This window comes from Trichloromonas sp., assembly GCF_041583255.1.
Classification (GTDB): Bacteria; Desulfobacterota; Desulfuromonadia; order Desulfuromonadales; family Trichloromonadaceae; genus Trichloromonas.
This window is the reverse complement of record NZ_JBFHGD010000059.1, coordinates 1-15,956: the sequence shown is the minus strand read 5'-3', so window position 1 is coordinate 15,956 and position 15,956 is coordinate 1. Positions and strand designations below refer to the sequence as shown.

The 15,956-nt window shown below is 57.3% G+C and carries 16 protein-coding genes; 9 read left to right on the top strand and 7 right to left on the bottom strand.

Features of this window, described 5'->3' with window-relative positions:
- Positions 1-694: 694 nt before the first annotated feature.
- The 6 genes from ABYV89_RS06775 to ABYV89_RS06750 are packed head-to-tail and all read right to left on the bottom strand — an operon-like array spanning position 695 to position 7,072.
- Positions 695-1,879, bottom strand: a complete 1,185-nt coding sequence (locus tag ABYV89_RS06775) for a nucleotidyltransferase domain-containing protein (protein WP_432822187.1) — start codon at positions 1,877-1,879, stop codon at positions 695-697.
- 17 nt (positions 1,880-1,896) lie between these two features.
- On the bottom strand, positions 1,897-2,814 hold the full coding sequence (locus ABYV89_RS06770) for a CBASS cGAMP-activated phospholipase (RefSeq protein ID WP_432822186.1): 918 nt from the start codon (positions 2,812-2,814) through the stop codon (positions 1,897-1,899).
- Complete coding sequence (locus ABYV89_RS06765) at positions 2,811-4,010, bottom strand: restriction endonuclease subunit S (RefSeq protein ID WP_432822185.1); 1,200 nt, start codon at positions 4,008-4,010, stop codon at positions 2,811-2,813. The genes ABYV89_RS06770 and ABYV89_RS06765 overlap by 4 nt, the downstream gene beginning before the upstream one ends.
- Positions 4,007-4,870: a DNA damage-inducible protein D gene (gene dinD / locus ABYV89_RS06760; protein ID WP_432822184.1), complete on the bottom strand. Its 864-nt coding sequence runs from the start codon at positions 4,868-4,870 to the stop codon at positions 4,007-4,009. The genes ABYV89_RS06765 and dinD overlap by 4 nt, the downstream gene beginning before the upstream one ends.
- A gap of 4 nt (positions 4,871-4,874) precedes the next feature.
- Entirely contained in the window at positions 4,875-6,428 is a 1,554-nt protein-coding gene (locus ABYV89_RS06755) for a type I restriction-modification system subunit M (RefSeq protein WP_432822183.1), read from the bottom strand.
- 2 nt (positions 6,429-6,430) lie between these two features.
- Positions 6,431-7,072 carry a restriction endonuclease subunit S gene (locus ABYV89_RS06750; RefSeq protein ID WP_432822182.1) on the bottom strand — a complete coding sequence of 214 codons (642 nt, stop codon included), beginning with the start codon at positions 7,070-7,072 and terminating at the stop codon, positions 6,431-6,433.
- Between the two features lie 185 nt (positions 7,073-7,257).
- Here ABYV89_RS06750 and ABYV89_RS06745 point away from each other — a divergent pair, with 185 nt between their 5' ends.
- The 9 genes from ABYV89_RS06745 (at position 7,258) to ABYV89_RS06705 (ending at position 15,735) form a co-directional block, all read left to right on the top strand.
- Entirely contained in the window at positions 7,258-8,250 is a 993-nt protein-coding gene (locus tag ABYV89_RS06745; protein WP_432822181.1) for an NAD(P)H-quinone oxidoreductase, read from the top strand.
- A gap of 3 nt (positions 8,251-8,253) precedes the next feature.
- The gene (locus tag ABYV89_RS06740) at positions 8,254-8,751 is read left to right on the top strand and encodes a cupin domain-containing protein (RefSeq protein ID WP_432822180.1); all 498 of its coding nucleotides are present in this window, start codon (positions 8,254-8,256) and stop codon (positions 8,749-8,751) included.
- 186 nt (positions 8,752-8,937) lie between these two features.
- Complete coding sequence (locus ABYV89_RS06735; protein ID WP_432822179.1) at positions 8,938-9,336, top strand: hypothetical protein; 399 nt, start codon at positions 8,938-8,940, stop codon at positions 9,334-9,336.
- A 14-nt stretch (positions 9,337-9,350) separates the two neighbouring features.
- On the top strand, positions 9,351-9,647 hold the full coding sequence (locus ABYV89_RS06730) for a hypothetical protein (RefSeq protein ID WP_432822178.1): 297 nt from the start codon (positions 9,351-9,353) through the stop codon (positions 9,645-9,647).
- Between the two features lie 32 nt (positions 9,648-9,679).
- Positions 9,680-10,360, top strand: a complete 681-nt coding sequence (locus tag ABYV89_RS06725; RefSeq protein ID WP_432822177.1) for a winged helix-turn-helix domain-containing protein — start codon at positions 9,680-9,682, stop codon at positions 10,358-10,360.
- The gene (locus ABYV89_RS06720; protein WP_432822176.1) at positions 10,347-11,711 is read left to right on the top strand and encodes a sensor histidine kinase; all 1,365 of its coding nucleotides are present in this window, start codon (positions 10,347-10,349) and stop codon (positions 11,709-11,711) included. The genes ABYV89_RS06725 and ABYV89_RS06720 overlap by 14 nt, the downstream gene beginning before the upstream one ends.
- A gap of 214 nt (positions 11,712-11,925) precedes the next feature.
- Positions 11,926-13,320 (top strand): DegQ family serine endoprotease, encoded by a 1,395-nt coding sequence (locus tag ABYV89_RS06715; RefSeq protein WP_432822175.1) that lies wholly within the window; start codon positions 11,926-11,928, stop codon positions 13,318-13,320.
- A 10-nt stretch (positions 13,321-13,330) separates the two neighbouring features.
- Complete coding sequence (locus ABYV89_RS06710) at positions 13,331-14,344, top strand: SPASM domain-containing protein (protein ID WP_432822174.1); 1,014 nt, start codon at positions 13,331-13,333, stop codon at positions 14,342-14,344.
- Between the two features lie 224 nt (positions 14,345-14,568).
- A complete protein-coding gene (locus tag ABYV89_RS06705) occupies positions 14,569-15,735 on the top strand; it encodes a cytochrome-c peroxidase (RefSeq protein WP_432822173.1) in 1,167 nt (388 codons plus the stop codon).
- A gap of 133 nt (positions 15,736-15,868) precedes the next feature.
- Here the strand turns inward: ABYV89_RS06705 and ABYV89_RS06700 are convergent, their stop codons facing one another.
- Positions 15,869-15,943, bottom strand: a complete 75-nt coding sequence (locus ABYV89_RS06700; RefSeq protein WP_432822188.1) for a hypothetical protein — start codon at positions 15,941-15,943, stop codon at positions 15,869-15,871.
- Between the last annotated feature and the right edge of the window lie 13 nt (positions 15,944-15,956).

Genomic DNA, 15,956 nt, shown 5'->3' with positions numbered 1-15,956 from the left:
GCCGGTCATATTACAGCCTCTATTCTGGACCTAAGTCCAAGTGCCCAAATTTCTGCGGTGGATTCTAAACCAAGACCTAGGAGCAAGCCCCCGAAACTGATTTATTTTATTGTGTAGATTGCAACACCCTAAGCGTCGCCCGCACTGACATGGGCAGGGTCGCTTATTCGCAATTCGACGTTTCATGCCTGCCAACTCAAGAACTCTGCGGACCTCTTCAGCGGATCTGAGACTGAAGAGTTCCATGTAGTCATCTACGACACCCTTTTCGCCGTGAGCCAACTCGCTAAAAGCAAATTCGCCACCCCCCTGCAGTTTTTTTGTTATTGCGTACAAAAACGGCACGAGGCACTTATTGGCGAAACCTGGCAACGTTGGACATTCGCCGATCACTTTTAATAGTCGAAGGGGTGAACCGAGACAGAGTGTGTCATCTGGATTTATGTGATGATTTCCATCCCGTGGAATCTTACGCCCCAACTCCTTTACCTTCGGAACAGCTCGTGGAAATGAAGTTGGGACTTCTATTTCGAGATCATAGGCACCGCATATCTCGTTGCCTGCAACAGGTGTTGCACAGAATGCAAAAGTACCGCGAAGCAGGATTCGATTATCCCGGCATGGCTTGGTAACCATGCCGGGATAATCTTTTAAAAAATTCGCAATGTCGAAACGATCTTGCACCATCACTTATTTAGCCCTGCTCCCAAGGCCTCGGAGGCGTGAGCTCGATTGGATGGGCTTTCGGGACAAAGATAGATGCGCCCGGTGCCAAACCCAGACTTTTTCTAAGATCAGACTCATCCATGTTGACTCGAAACTTCTGACCAGCCTGCTCAGTAATAAAATCGGTATCATCCGATTGCATCAAGATGCCAAAGTCCGCTTTTGCCTGCCGTAACCAATCCCAGAAGTTTTTTTCCAGATTAAGGGGTTTGTATTTTGGCATCGACCATCGATCAGCAAAATCTTCAGCCGGGTCGACAGGGTTAGGGACCCTTGGTGTCGTGGGGTTTACGAAACTTTCCATTCGCTCAAGAATGCCGGCCAGTGCAGAAAGCAGATCTGTTTCACCCTCATAGGCTTTCGCTGCCAGTGTTGTGATAATTATGGATATAGGCTTTACATCCGAATCTTCCTGGAACATGGCATCACGATGGCGTTTTAGCAGTTGAATGGTACGCTGAAGAACCGTTTTCCTTTTGTAAACAGGGATTTCGTCGACCTGTGCTTTTTCAACGATAGTCCGTAGACTCTCGTTCATCCGAGACACAAACCACTTCGCATACCCTTCAGGGTTGCTAATATTCCAATTGTTGCAAATCTCTGGATATGCCGGGTGACGGTCATCAGTAATAGCCACCGTGAGATGTGCAACAGCGTCGGCGAGAACATCGTCTTGCCACGATTTCCTCAGGGACTCAAAGATTAGGCCCCTTCGCGTATCATCTGCAGGGATGCATGGGACAATGTCCATATGAAAGTTGAGATGGTCCTGGTATTCCAGTCGCCAGCAGCGGTGTTTCGGTTCAAGGGGTGCACTGATTCCTCTGGCCCTGCGGTACAATTCAAGCTCGTTGCCGATCAAATCCTTCAGCGATTTCTGAGTATGCGACTCTTTTGTGACACCCTCCCGTAATTTGCAGGCAAGGTCCAGATCGTATGGTTCGTCTTTCAAGAGGGGTCGAATGGCCGTGCCAAGACGAAAGGATCCCTGTGGGAAAATGTGAGGGTCGCAATCTTTGCAGGTAGAGTCATCCCGACCAAACCACTCACCGATGTCGTCATAACGATCCTTGGCTCTCTCGTACGCGGTTTCAGGAAGTTCCAGCAGTGCCGTCATTTTTTCGAGGAGCCTTCTTTTCTGGTCATTGGTCATCGTTACACCCTCCTTGTCTAAGCCAAGAATTCTCTGATTTTCGAGCTGTTGTGGGTAAAGATTCGGTCTGCATTTGAAACAAGATCATCAAGCGCTGAGCAGTCGTCCAAGGGAAGTGGGCAATCCGAATCGAAGTCGAGCCGCAGGATTTGGTCACTGCCCAACATCAGTTGCAAATAGTTGTTGGTTGTCTGCGCCTGAAGCGACATCAAAAAACTGATGAACTCCGTGCCTTTCCAACCATTCAACAAGCCCCATTCCCTATCACCCTTTACGCCATAGCAGGTTTTTGCATGTCCGGTCCCCAGCGACAGAATCCGGATTTTGGGCAGTTCTATCCCCAGACGACGTTGTGCATCGATAACTGCCGCAAGTGATGGATTGTTGGCCCAGAGCCCACCATCAGCAAGCAGGTACTCGTCGACTTTGGTTGGATTGAAGTATGTTGGTGCCGAACAGGATGCCAGAATCGCCTGATGTAAAGGCACTTTCCCGTCCCTGTGATAATCCTCTTGATATGCAGATTTAAAAACATGGACGCCACCATTCCCAATGTCGGTTGCAGGGATCAAGAGAGGTTTTGTAATTTCGCCGAGCTTGACGCACCCAAATCTTTTTTCGAGTACTTTTTTCAGATTCTCATTTTTATAAATGCTTTCCCGACCAGGTTGATACTTGTCCGGCAGCAAAGATCTTTTTCGTGTAAAGATGGATGGCCCATGTTCACGGTACAGCTCGACGACTTCTTCAGGGTCAATTTTGCAGGCAACTGCAGCAGCGACAATTGAGCCGGTACTTGTGCCGGCGATCATGTCAAAGTGGTCATCAATATTGATCTGGAGTCGATGCTTGATGCAGCTAAGGATATGTGCAGGAAAGGCTCCGCGTATCCCTCCGCCATCTATTGAAAGAATTCTGAAGACACCTCTGCTCATGCCGGCTGTTCCCTTCGGGCCTTCACTCGCCACTGACCAGTGAGCAACTTCTGCATCAGACCGCGCTTCTGCCTGCGATAACCTTCGACCTGCTTTTTCAGCAAGTCGATTTGTTCGTCGCAAACCTTTAGAATATTGGCGATTGCCTTCTGCTCTTCGATTTCAGGGACCACTACTTTGATTTTCCTAAAGTGCTTGTACTTCAAATTCCAGGTGTCAGATGTCAGCCCTTGCGAGTACCGATAAAAGAGATTGATTACACGGGGGAGCTTGAAAAGATAAGCCATGAACTCCCCGTCGCTCTCCTTCTTCGGCGTGCAAATGGTATATGCCGGGCTAACTATCCCCTCAAGAGAAGAAAGCGCGGACACCCCCTGCCACATGCGCATAGTGTTGTAACCGATATCTCCAGGGCAGATTCTCAGATAGTTAGATTTGTCCTCGTTGGAAGTATCCTTCCGATCTTCATTGCGATGGATGATGCCCTCGCCGCTGGTAATCGATAGCAAAGGGAGATGGTCGCTGGCCCTTTCCGAGCGCTCCTGGAAAAGTTCGCCGAGGGGGAATTCTGACCAAGGTTTTTTAAATCCGTTCAGTCGCTGATGACCTGTCAGCAACTGCTGCATAAGGCATTTTTTTTGCCGTTCCTTCGCTGCAATCAGCCGCTCGGTCTTTTCGATTGCCACATCCCAAGTAGAAAGCAGGTCGGCGATGGCGGCTTGTTCAGCAAATGGTGGTTGAGGAACCAAAAGGTTTTCCACTGCACGCTTGTTGATTTTGACCATCGTTTCACTGGTGCCAGAAGCAGCACGCTGAAAATGGCGGACCGCTTCAGAACTTCTCAAATACATATCAAGGAATTCTGGATTAATACTCGATTCATCAACTCGAAAACGCATCATTAAATCAGGGTAGGCGCAATTATCTATCTGACCTTTGAATACGGCCGCACGACCAACTTTATTAAGCGTGTTCGAACGACTGACCAGAAAATCTCCTGTTTGCAGCAAAAAATTATCGACACGATTATCACCAATCGGCGCAGGTTTTACTTGGGTAGCATCAAAACCTGATCCATTTAGTGCTCCGAGAGCAAGAATCCATTTTCCATTTGGGGCATCAGGACAAATGGGTGAATATCCGTTCTGAACTGGCTGGGTCAGTAATGTTTTTAGTTTTACTCTTGGCCAAGTCATTCCCCACCCTCCAGCTTCTTCGGCAGCTCCGTCCCCTTGATCAGCCGCTTTTCATCCGATTTCACCCGGCGCTCCAGCTTCCTCAAATCCTCTTCCGCCGGCAGCACCTCCGGCTTAATACCGCGCTCCACCAACATGTTGCGCAGACTACGGTTATTCTGCACATGCTCGTCAGTGATAGAGCCTTCGCCTTGCATGTCATGTTGCCGCACATTGTGATTGGTGATTTCCGTGGCGAGGTTTTTCGCGGCAATAGTTACGGTCGGTAAGAAATCGGCCAGCGGACGATTGCCCGGAACGCCAAGTTGGCCTTTCATTGACAAGGTGTTATTTCCGCCAAAAAGGGCATGATCGCCTTTGGAGCGAATGCGCCCGAAGCCTTGTTCGTCAACACCCCGTTCATAGATGTTCTTCGACAGTTCCGTTTCGGATTCACGTAACTTCTGCCGTGCTTGCAGCCGCTCTTGCAGTTGAATACGCTCTTCGATGATCTCCTGCTTGCGGGTTTGAATCGCAAAATAGCTTTGGGCAAAGGCAATCTGATCTTTACGCGGGTCGCCATTTTGGGCAATCAGGTAGCAGGCATAACGGGTCAACATGATATCTTCGACGGGTCTTTCAGCGCCCGAACCGATTGGGACCATTTTCGTGACGTCACGAAAATGGTCGGAGACATTAACTCCGGTTGATTCGCAGGAGATGACCGCTTTATCGATAACCTTCTTAAAGTTCTCCCAACGGTCATACCCGAGAACGCCCTGTAAATCGCGGGCATACCAGAACTCGACCGCGGAGTCGGGCCAGACATGAGAAATGCCATCGAATTGGGTATGCAGCCGGTCCATCAATTCTTTATTCATGACCTCACCTCACCACTTCCTTCAGCATCGCCACCATCTTTTCCCGCACCTCGACCAGCTCCTTCTCCAACTGCTCGATCTCTAGTTGCACAGCGTCGATGTCGATCTCTTCCTCTTCTTCAAAGGTATCGACATAACGGGGAATGTTGAGGTTGAAGTCGTTCTCCTTGATCTCCTTGAATTCAGCGAGATGAGCGTACTTGTCAATATCCTTCCAACCCTCGACGGTCTGCAGGATCTTGGCGATGTGCTCGTCGGAGAGGTTGTTCTGGTTCTTGCCGGGGAGAAAGTCGCGGCTGGCGTCGACGAACAGCACATTTTTGCAGCCGTGGTTGGCGCCGCCCTTTTCGCGGCTGCGGTCGAAAAGCAGGATCGCCACCGGGATCGAGGTGGTCGGAAACAGATTTCCCGGCAGGCCGACCACCGTATCGAGCAGGTTCTCTTCGATCATCTTCTGGCGGATGCGCCCTTCGGCGCCGCCGCGAAACAGCACACCGTGGGGGACGACGACCGCGACCCGGCCCTCCTTCTCCATTGACGCCTCGATCATGTGGCTGATAAAGGCCCAGTCGCCCTTGCTCTTGGGCGGCACCCCGCGCCAGAAGCGATTGAAACGGTCACTCGCCGCCTCGTCGGCCCCCCACTTGTCGAGGGAGAAGGGCGGGTTGGCGACCACCACGTTGAATTTCATCAGCCGGTCATTCTCGACCAGGGCCGGGCTGGTGAGGGTGTCGCACCACTCGATGCGGGCGCTGTCGGCGCCGTGCAGGAACATGTTCATCCGCGCCAGAGCCCAGGTGCTGCCGTTCGACTCCATGCCGAACAAGGCGAAGTTGCGGTCACCGACCTCGCGGGCCGCCTCGATCAGCAGACCGCCGGAACCGCAGGCCGGATCGCAGATGCGATCGCCGGGAACGGGCGCGGCCAGCTTGGCAACCAGCTCGGAGACCTTGTGCGGTGTGTAGAACTCGCCGGCCTTCTTGCCGGCGTCGGCAGCGAAGCGTTCGATCAGATAAATGTAGGTATTACCGATAACATCCTCGGAAACGCGACTGGGGCGCATGTCGAGCTGCGGTTTGTTGAAATCTTCCAGCAGCATCTTGAGCCGGCGGTTGCGCTCCTTGGCCTTGCCCAGGTTCTCGCTGTTGAAATCGATATTGCGGAACACCCCTTCGAGTTTGGCCTTGTTCGCCTCTTCAATGGCATCGAGCACAACGTTGATCAGCTCGCCGATATTGGCCGCCCCCCGCCGCTCGTAGAGGCTGTAGAAATCGGCCTGAAAGCTGTCCACTACCGCGCCGGTCTCATGATCCTTGAGCTCCGCCAGCGGCAGCACGAAGCGCTCGCGGTCAAGCTTGCGGCGGATGCGTGCATCGTCGTCGCCATACTGCTTGCGGTAGGCCTGATAATGATCGTTCCAGACATCGGAGATGTACTTCACGAACAGCATCGCCAGGATGTAATCTTTGTACTGGGCCGGGTCGACCACCCCCCGGAAGGTGTCGCAAGCGGCCCAGGCGGCGTTGTTGATGTCTTTCTGCGCAATCTTCGGACTCATGGTTATTCTCCCAGGGCCAGCTTCATCAAGGTGGCCGATAAATAGTGATGGCGTTTGTCGGCAAGTTTTTGCAGCAACTCCTGCTCGATCTCGGCGAGAACGGTCAGCTCGACAATCTGCCGCTGGAGCGCCAGCGAGGGGAGGTAAACCTCCAACTCATCCAGGGCTTGCTTGCTGATCATCTGTTGGGCTGTTCCTTTGGCCCGACTGGTAAAAAAGGCCTGGGCCGGCGGCTGATTAATAAACCAGTTGAGGTACTCTGGCAGCACAGTCTTACGATCGGCCCTGATCCGCAGCAGCGGTGCGGCGACAACCGCCGGCCCCGGATCTTCCGTCAGCAGAGCCGAGGTTGGCGATAGACCGCGCGAACGAAAAACCAGATCTCCCGACTGCACCAGATGGTTCTCTTTGAGATTCGGCAGATCAACCCTCGCCAGCTCCAGGCAGGCCACCCGATTGCGGTCGGTCAGATCTTTCATTTGGATCACCGCAACGCCACCGGTCTCCAGTTGTTCGAGCCGCGCTCTGAATGAGTAGCCCATTTGGACCGCGGCAATTTCTTTCAGCTCTACCTTCACCAGGGCAGCTCCAATATGCAAAATTATCGTTACAGCAAAATAAACTACAAGCTTCGCACTTGTCAAGAGAGTTTTTACAAAAACAGCATTTCTGCAAATATCAAAACCGGTCAGACGTACGAGAACCCTCCGCCCCCTCTTTCCCCTTGCAACCTGACCCGGATTCCCTATAATCGATACGTTGTTTTAATTTATTCAATCAGTATATTGTCGGCAGAAATTTCTGCTGGATTATTCAAAGGAGAGAGCTTATGAAAGCAGTAGTCATGGATGGATTTGGCGGCGTCGAGGTCATGCGGGTCGATGAAGTACCCAAGCCTTCGCCGAAGGATAACGAGGTATTGATCAAGGTGGCGGCGACGTCGATCAACCGCCCCGACCTGGTACAGCGCGAAGGGAAATACCCGCCGCCGCCCGGCGATTCTGAAATCCTCGGGCTGGAGGTTTCCGGCGTTGTCGAAGAGGTCGGCTCGGCGGTGACCGGCTGGAAGGCCGGCGACCGGGTCATGGGACTGGTTGGCGGCGGCGGCTACGCCGAATACGCCGTGGCCTACGGCAACCACCTGATGGCGATTCCGGCATCGATGAGCTTCGAAGAGGCCGCCTGCGTCTGCGAATCGTACATCACCGCCTTTCTCAACGTCTTCATGATCGGCGATCTGCAGGACGGCCAGACCGCCATCTTCCACGGCGGCGGCGGCGGGGTCAACACCGCGGCGCTGCAGCTGGCCAACGCCCTGACCCCCAAGGTCAAGAAGGTGGTCACCGCCCACCCGAGCAAGATCGACCGGGTCAAGCAGCTCGGCGCCGACCTGGTGATCGACTACACCACCACCCCGGATTTTGCCGATGCCATCAAGGAATTCACCGGCAAGAAGGGGGTCGACGTTATCCTCGACCACGTCGGCGCCAAGTACCTGGCCCCCAACATGAACTCGCTGGCCTACAAGGGCAAGCTGGTGATCATCGGCATCATCTCCGGCATCAAGGCCGAACTCAACCTGGCCCTGATGATGGTCAAGCGCCAGCAGATCATCGGCTCGGTGCTGCGCAGCCGGCCGGTTTCGGAAAAGGGCGACATCATCGCCGAATTCACCAAGCGGGCGCTGCCCAAGTTCGCCGATCGCACCATCGTACCGATCATCGAAAAAGTCTTCCCCATCGACGAAGTCGTCGCGGCGCACCGGATGATGGAAGAAGACAAGCATTTCGGCAAAATCGTCCTGAAAATCGCCGACATCTGATCGATGTCCGGCAAAGGCTACAGCAAGGCTCATTTCGACTGGGATGAGCTGCCGCCGCTGACCTCGCCCCGGCGCCTGCTCGAACTCTCGGGGGTGGCGCTGGGGCTGATCAACCTCCCTCCGCAGCAGGGCTACACCTTCACCCATCACCATCGGGAACAGGAAGAAGTCTACATGGTGCTGGAGGGGAGCGGGCGGCTGCTGGTCGACGAGGCAATGATCCCGCTGGCCGCCGGCGACATGGTGCGGGTCGCCCCGGCCTCCAAACGAGCCCTGAAGAACGACGGCGACACCCCCCTGCGCATCATCTGCGCGGGGGGCGTGCCGACCGGCTACCCGAATAATCCCGACGCCCGCTACCTGATCGACGACGGGGTCCCCGACTACGACGACCTCCCCCCCTGGTGCGACGACGATGCCGAGGTGCTTGCCAACAACCGCAAGCTGAAAGAGCGCTACCTGCGCTCGCTGGCGAAACGGCAGGCCAAGACCGAGACCTAGCCTTCATTCCCCGCTTCGGGCAAAGCCAGCAGAAGTCACCGCCTTCCGCCTTCCGTCTTTCCCTCCCCAAACCTTTCCAAAATGTAATTTTCCGGCAACCGCTCGGTAACCTGCCCTGCGTATAATGATCGTCAATGATGCGGTAACCTTGCATCGTTCACCCATTTACAGACGGGAGAATCGATCATGCAGATAAGCAGAATCATCCTTTGCATCGCCTATGTCGCCAGCATGGCGCTGACGGCCGATGCCATGCCCGCCCGCATGGCGGACGACGACAGCCGCGAGATTCACGCCTCGACCAGCGAGGGCTACCGGCTCAGCTATGCCCTGGCTGGCACGAACGAAACATCCCTTAATTTGGCCGTCAGGCACCCCGACGGCTCCCTGGTGAAAAATGCCCAGGTGGTGGTCACGCTGATCGACCGTCAGGGCCGGCACCGGCTGACCAGGGCCAGGGTCGAGAACAATGGCTACCGGGTCGACACCGGCCCCCACGCGGCGGAGCTCTGCCGGGTCGAAACCGAGATCATTACCGGCGGCCAGCTGCTGACCGACCATTTCCTTATCAACCCGACGACCTGAGCGAGGAAGCCCCGATGAATGCAACTGAAATCATTATCCGCGTCGCCGCCCGGCAATATTTTGCAACCCTGCTGATCGACGGCCAGGTCAGCCGCCACACGGTTCTGGCCAAATGGCCCGAAATGGCGGTCTGGGCCCACCGGCTTCAGCAGGAACTCGGGGCCGACATCTACGCCCATCTGAAAAACGACACAGCGGACGGGCTGCAGACCACGCTGGCGCTGGCCCGCTACCTGGGCAGCGAAGGGTTCATCGTCGGCATCGAAACGGATCATCGGCATTGCCCGAAGCCCCCCTTGCGGCTACAATAACCACTGCTGGCTTTATCTGGAGAGGGGAGCGGATGCGCATTCTGATTATCGAAGACGACGCCGATACGGCGGCCTACCTGGCCAAGGGGCTCAGCGAGAGCGGGCACCTGGTGCAGCGGGCGGCCAACGGCAAGGAAGGGCTGTACTTGGCCCTTGAGGAGGATTTCGAGGCCATGGTGGTCGACCGCATGCTGCCGGGGCTCGACGGTCTGGCCCTGATCCGTTCGCTGCGGGCGGCCGGCAAGAAGACCCCGGCGCTGATTCTGAGCGCTCTCGGCGAGGTTGACGACCGGGTCGAGGGGCTGCGCGCCGGCGGCGACGACTACCTGGTCAAGCCCTTTGCCTTTACCGAACTGCTGGCCCGCCTCGATGCCCTGCTGCGCCGCAGCGACAGCGACATCGCCGCACAGACCGCCCTCAAGGTCGGCGACCTGGAAATGGACCTGCTGACCCGGGTGGTGCGCCGCGCCGGCCGCCCGATCGATCTGCAGCCGCGGGAGTTTCGCCTGCTCGAATACCTGCTGCGCCACAGCGGCCAGGTAGTAACCCGCACCATGCTGCTGGAAAACGTCTGGGACTACAACTTCGACCCGCAGACCAACGTCATCGACGTGCACATCAGCCGCCTGCGGAGCAAAATCGACAAGGATTTCGAACGGCCGCTGCTGCACACGGTGCGCGGCGCGGGATACGTGATTCGTGCAGACGCCTAGGCTCTTCCACAGCTCAACCTTCCGCCTGGCGCTTCTCTACATGGCCCTGTTCAGCACCTCGGTGCTGCTGCTGCTCGGCTTCATCTACTGGTCGACCGCCGGCTACATGGTGCGCCAGACTGACGCCACCATCGAAGCCGAAGTGGTCGGGCTGGCCGAGCGCTACGACAGCACCGGCTTGCCGGGACTGACCGCGCTGATTTCCGAGCGGATGGCCCGGGAACCGGGCAGCCCGGTCCTCTACCTGCTGGCCGACCGCAACTTCAAGCCGCTGCTCGGCAACCTCAACCGCTGGCCGAAAGGGATTGAACCGAAAACCGGCTGGCTGAGCTTCCGCCTCGAAGACGAAAACCACCCGACCGGCAAAGACCACCCGGCCAGGGCCAGGCTCTTCAACCTGCGGGGCGGCTTTCACCTGCTGGTCGGGCGGGACGTACACGAGCTGGAAAAGATCCAGCAGCTGATCGTCTCGACCCTGGCCTGGGGGCTGGCCATCACCGTGGTCCTGGCGCTGCTCGGCGGCACCATGCTCAGCCGGCGGTTCCTGCGCCGCATCGAGAGCATCAACGACACCTGCCGCGAGATCATCTATGGCGACCTCTCCCGGCGCATTCCGGTACGCAGCGCGGATGACGACTTCGACCAGCTGGCCGGCAACCTCAACAACATGCTCGACCAGATCGAGGGCCTGATGGCCGGTGTGCGCCAGGTTTCAGACAACATCGCCCACGATCTGCGCACCCCGCTGGCCAGGCTTCGCAACCGGCTCGAAACGCTGCGCAAGCAGGTGACCGAAGAGGGCCCGCGCGAGCTGCTCGACCAGGCCGCCGCCGAAGCAGACGGTCTGCTGGCGACCTTCAAGGCGCTGCTGCGGATCAGCCAGATCGAGTCGGGCAGCCGGCGGGCGGGATTCACGGAGATCGACCTGACCGACCTGCTGCAGGACGTCACCGAACTCTACGAACCGCTGGCTGAAGAGAAGGGTCAGCACATTGAGCTGGACCTGGCCGGCGGCGAGCCGATCCGCGGCGACCGTGACCTGCTGTTTCAGGCCTTCGCCAACCTGCTCGACAACGCCATCAAGTACACCCCGCAAAACGGCCGGATCCAGGTCGGGCGGGCGGGGGTGCAGATCTCGGTAGCCGACAACGGTCCGGGGATACCGGCAGACGCCAGGGACAAGGTGTTCCAGCGCTTCTACCGACTCGAATCGTGCCGGTCCACCCCCGGTAACGGCCTCGGCCTCAGCCTGGTCGCCGCAGTGGCCAACCTGCATAACGCCCGCATCCAGCTCGAAGACAATGCGCCGGGCCTGCGGGTGACCATGAACTTTGCGGAACAAAACGGGTAAAGACGGAAGACGGAAGACGGAAGACGGAAGATTTTGCCACGGGAGCACAGAGAGTTTCTGTTAAAACCCCGGAATGGGTGAAAGCGGCTTGCGGCTCTGGAAACTATGTTCCCTTGTTTTCACCAAAAACAATCTCTGAGGCTCTGTGCCTCTGTTGAAACGAACACTTTATGATGTCATCATCCACATCCAACCACGCACAACGGAGGAACCCATGAAACGACGCCTGACCCAATCGATCTTTCTGCTGCTGGCCCTGCTGCTGGCTCTGCCGCTGGCCGGCACGGCCGCGACCCTGCCCGATTTTGTCGCCCTGTCCAAGCAGCTCAAACCGGCGGTGGTCAACATCAGCACCGCCAAAAAAGTCAAGCAGCGCCGCCCCGCCTTCCCCGGCAGGCCGCAATCACCGTACAACGATTTTTTCGACGAATTCTTTGACCACTTTATGCAGAACCAGCCCCAGGCGCCGCGCAAGCAGCAGGCCCTCGGCTCGGGCTTCATCATCTCCAAGGACGGCTACATCCTGACCAACGACCACGTGGTCGACGGCGCCGACGTGGTCACCGTCAAGCTGGCCGACGGCCGCACCTTCGACGCCATGATCAAGGGACAGGATGAAAAGCTCGACCTGGCGCTCCTTAAAATCGACACCGGCGAAGACCTGCCGGTCGCCGTACTCGGCGACAGTGACACCCTCGAGGTCGGCCAGTGGGTGATGGCGATCGGAAACCCCTTCGGCCTCGAGCAGACCGTCACCGCCGGCATCGTCTCGGCCAAGGGGAGGGTGATCGGCGCCGGCCCCTACGACGACTTCATCCAGACCGACGCTTCGATCAATCCCGGCAACTCGGGCGGACCGCTCTTTGACACCGACGGACGGGTGGTCGGCATCAACACCGCGATCGTCGCCGGCGGCCAGGGGATCGGGTTCGCCACCCCGGTCAACGCCGCCAAGAACATCATCAGCCAGCTGAAAGAGACCGGCCACGTCACCCGCGGCTGGCTGGGAGTCACCGTGCAGCCGATGACCGACGAGCTGGCCCAATCGTTCAAGCTCAAAGAAACCAAGGGCGCGCTGGTCGCCGAAGTGGTGCCGGACTCGCCTGCCGACAAGGCCGGGGTCAAACGCGGCGACATCATCCTCACCTATGAGGGGAACGAGGTCAATGAGACCAAGGACCTGCCGCGCCTGGTGGCGGCCACCCCGATCGACAAACAGGTCGACCTCGGCATTCTGCGCGAGGGCAAGAACAAGACCCTCAAGGTCAAGATCGCCAGACTGGATGACGGCAAACCCGCAGCCAGCGAAAGCGCCGCCAGTGAAAAAGGGCAGCTCGGACTGGCCCTGACCAACATCACCCCGGAACTGGCCCAGCGCTACGGCCTGGAAGGGAGCGAAGGCGTGCTGATCACCGGCATCGATCCCAACAGCTCGGCCGCCGACAGCAACCTGCGCCGCGGCGACCTGATCCTCGAGGTCAACGGCAAGAGCACCGGCAATATCGAGGCCTTCCGTACCGCGGTAGCCAAGGTCAAAAAGGATGATGTGCTGCGCCTGCTGGTCAAGCGCGGCGAGTCGATCCTTTACACCACTTTGAAAGCCGATTGACGCGAACCGGATGACCACCGAAGCCCTGATCTGCACCCACCCCTTCGAGTGGTGTGAAATCCATCCCGATGGGAAAGTCTTCAGCTGCTGCCCGGCATGGCTGAAGACCCCCATCGGGAACCTCCTCGAACAGCCGCTGATGGAGATCTGGAACGGACCCGTGGCACGGGGCCTGCGCAGCAACGTCCTCAACGGCACCTTTCACAGCTGTAACCGCAAACGCTGCCCGCGCCTGGCCACCCTCGCCGCGCCGGTGATGCCGATCGCCGCGGTGGCCGATAAAGAGGTTGGCGAAGCGCTGCGAAAGAATCGGAGTACCCTCCCCTACGGCCCGAAAACCGTCAATCTCTGCTTTGACCTGAGCTGCAACCTGGCCTGTCCGAGCTGCCGCAGTGAGGTGGCCGTTGCCAGCGGCGCCGCAAAAGAGCGGGCGCAAACCCTGGCTGCGCGCCTGGTCGAGCAGGCCCCGCCCCACGCCGAAAGGCTGATTGTCAGCGGCTTCGGCGACCCCTTCGGCAGCCCGAGCTACCGCAGCCTGCTGCAGGGGATCACCCCTGACAGCTGGCCGAAGCTGCGGCGGGTCGACCTGCACACCAACGGCCAACTGTGGGACGAGCCGACCTGGAACCGCTTCCCCGGCTTGCACCCGCTGGTGCGCTCGGCGGAGATCTCCGTCGACGCCGCCAGCGCCGCAACCTACGCGAAAAACCGCGGCGGCGATTTCGACCGGCTGTTGGCCAACCTCGACTTCATCCGCACCCTGCCCATCGAACTGAAGCTGAGCTGCGTGGTTCAGCACAACAATTTCCGCGAACTGCCGGCCTTCGTCGAACGGGCCCGCCGCTACGGTGCCTCCGTCTACCTCAGCCAGCTGGTCAACTGGGGCACCTTCAGCCGCGGAGAGTTCCTGCGCCGCGCCGTACATCTGCCGACCCACCCCGACCATGACACACTTCTCGCCGTCCTCGGCCCACTCAGCAACCTGCCCCATGTCGACCTGGGCAACCTGGCCCCGCTGGTCTGAATTTTCGCGTCCATCCTCAGCCGGCAAAGCAGGATCATAAAACTGTTCCACACCCCTTGGAACGATGCACAAAATCACGGTTTTGCAACCCGCTCCTGAACGCATCCTTCACCAGGGGGCCTTTAATTTCCCCGCGGAATATGTGTATTTAATTTCTGCAACCGGTTGCGCAGGCATTAAGCCATGATAGCGTTCAGCATATCCCCCAACCAAAGGAGACTAAAATGAACAAGATTAGACTAATGCTGACCTTTTTGTGCCTCTTTGCAACTGTCTTTGCCGCGACCGCCATGGCCGGGACCGCTGAATCACAGCTCGGTCAACTTCTGTATTTTGACACCTATCTTTCCCTCCAGCAGAATCAATCTTGCGCCAGTTGCCACCACCAAAAGGCCGCCTTTGCCGATCCGCTGAATGCTCAAGACCCCTGGAACAATGTTGTCTCTCTGGGGTCGGATACGACTTTGAACGGGGGAAGGAACGCTCCGACCGCATCCTATGCAGCCTTTATCCCCACCTTTGGATTAATCGAAGACGAAGGGGAAAAACTCTATGCTGGCGGACAGTTCTGGGACGGCCGCGCCAACACCTTGAAGGATCAGGCCAAGGGGCCTTTTCTGAATCCGGTGGAAATGGCCATGAAAGATGAAGCGGCGGTCATCGCAGCGATTGCCGATCCCCGCAACAAAAACTACAAATCCTACCTCAAGCTTTTCTCCTCGGCTTACGGCATCGATCTGCAAACCCTGAATTTGGCCGACGATGTCCAAGTCATGAATGCCTATGACAAAATGGCTCAGGCGATTGCCGCCTTTGAACAAACAAACCGGTTTACGGAATTCACCTCCAAATATGATTATTACCTGGCCGGAAAGGCAAAGCTTAATGCCCAGGAACAAAATGGCCTGGCCCTATTCGAAGGCAAGGCGCTTTGCTCCGAGTGCCACCCCAGCGCAGCAGAGGTGGTTCGCGGCAGCATCGTTCCCCCTCTGTTTACTGATTTCACCTATGACAACCTGGGAATCCCCAAAAGCGAAAATCCAATGATTGCTGGTTTGGCGATTGATTACGGCCTCGGGGAGCGGTTCATCACCGAAAAAGGCAAGTTCCGCGTATCAACCTTGCGCAACATCGCCTTCACTCCGCCCTATGGCCACAATGGCTTCTTCGCAACCCTCGCCGACATCGTTCATTTTTACAACACGGCCGGCGATGGCAGCTGGCCCGCACCGGAAGTGACTGACAATGTAAACCGTGATGAACTCGGCAACCTGGGATTAACCCCCCAGGAAGAGGCAGACCTGGTGGCCTTTCTGATGACCTTGAGCGATGGCTACAAGAAGGAGAGACCGACAACTTTTGTACTGCCGCCAATCACCCCGCTGCAATAAGGGATGACGTCACCGTTTTCGTAGCTGAACCAGCAAAAAACGGTTTGGTTGCTGTTGTTTAAATGACTGTCCAACGACAAAGGCCGCCCCCTTCGGGGCGGCCTTTGTTGCTGGCATTGCTTCGGCACCAATATCAGTAAGATTTACGAAATACCGTCTTGTGGCACTGGGGACAAGGCGGAATCCGCACCGTCGCCTTGAAGTGCATCTCCTTGCCGCAG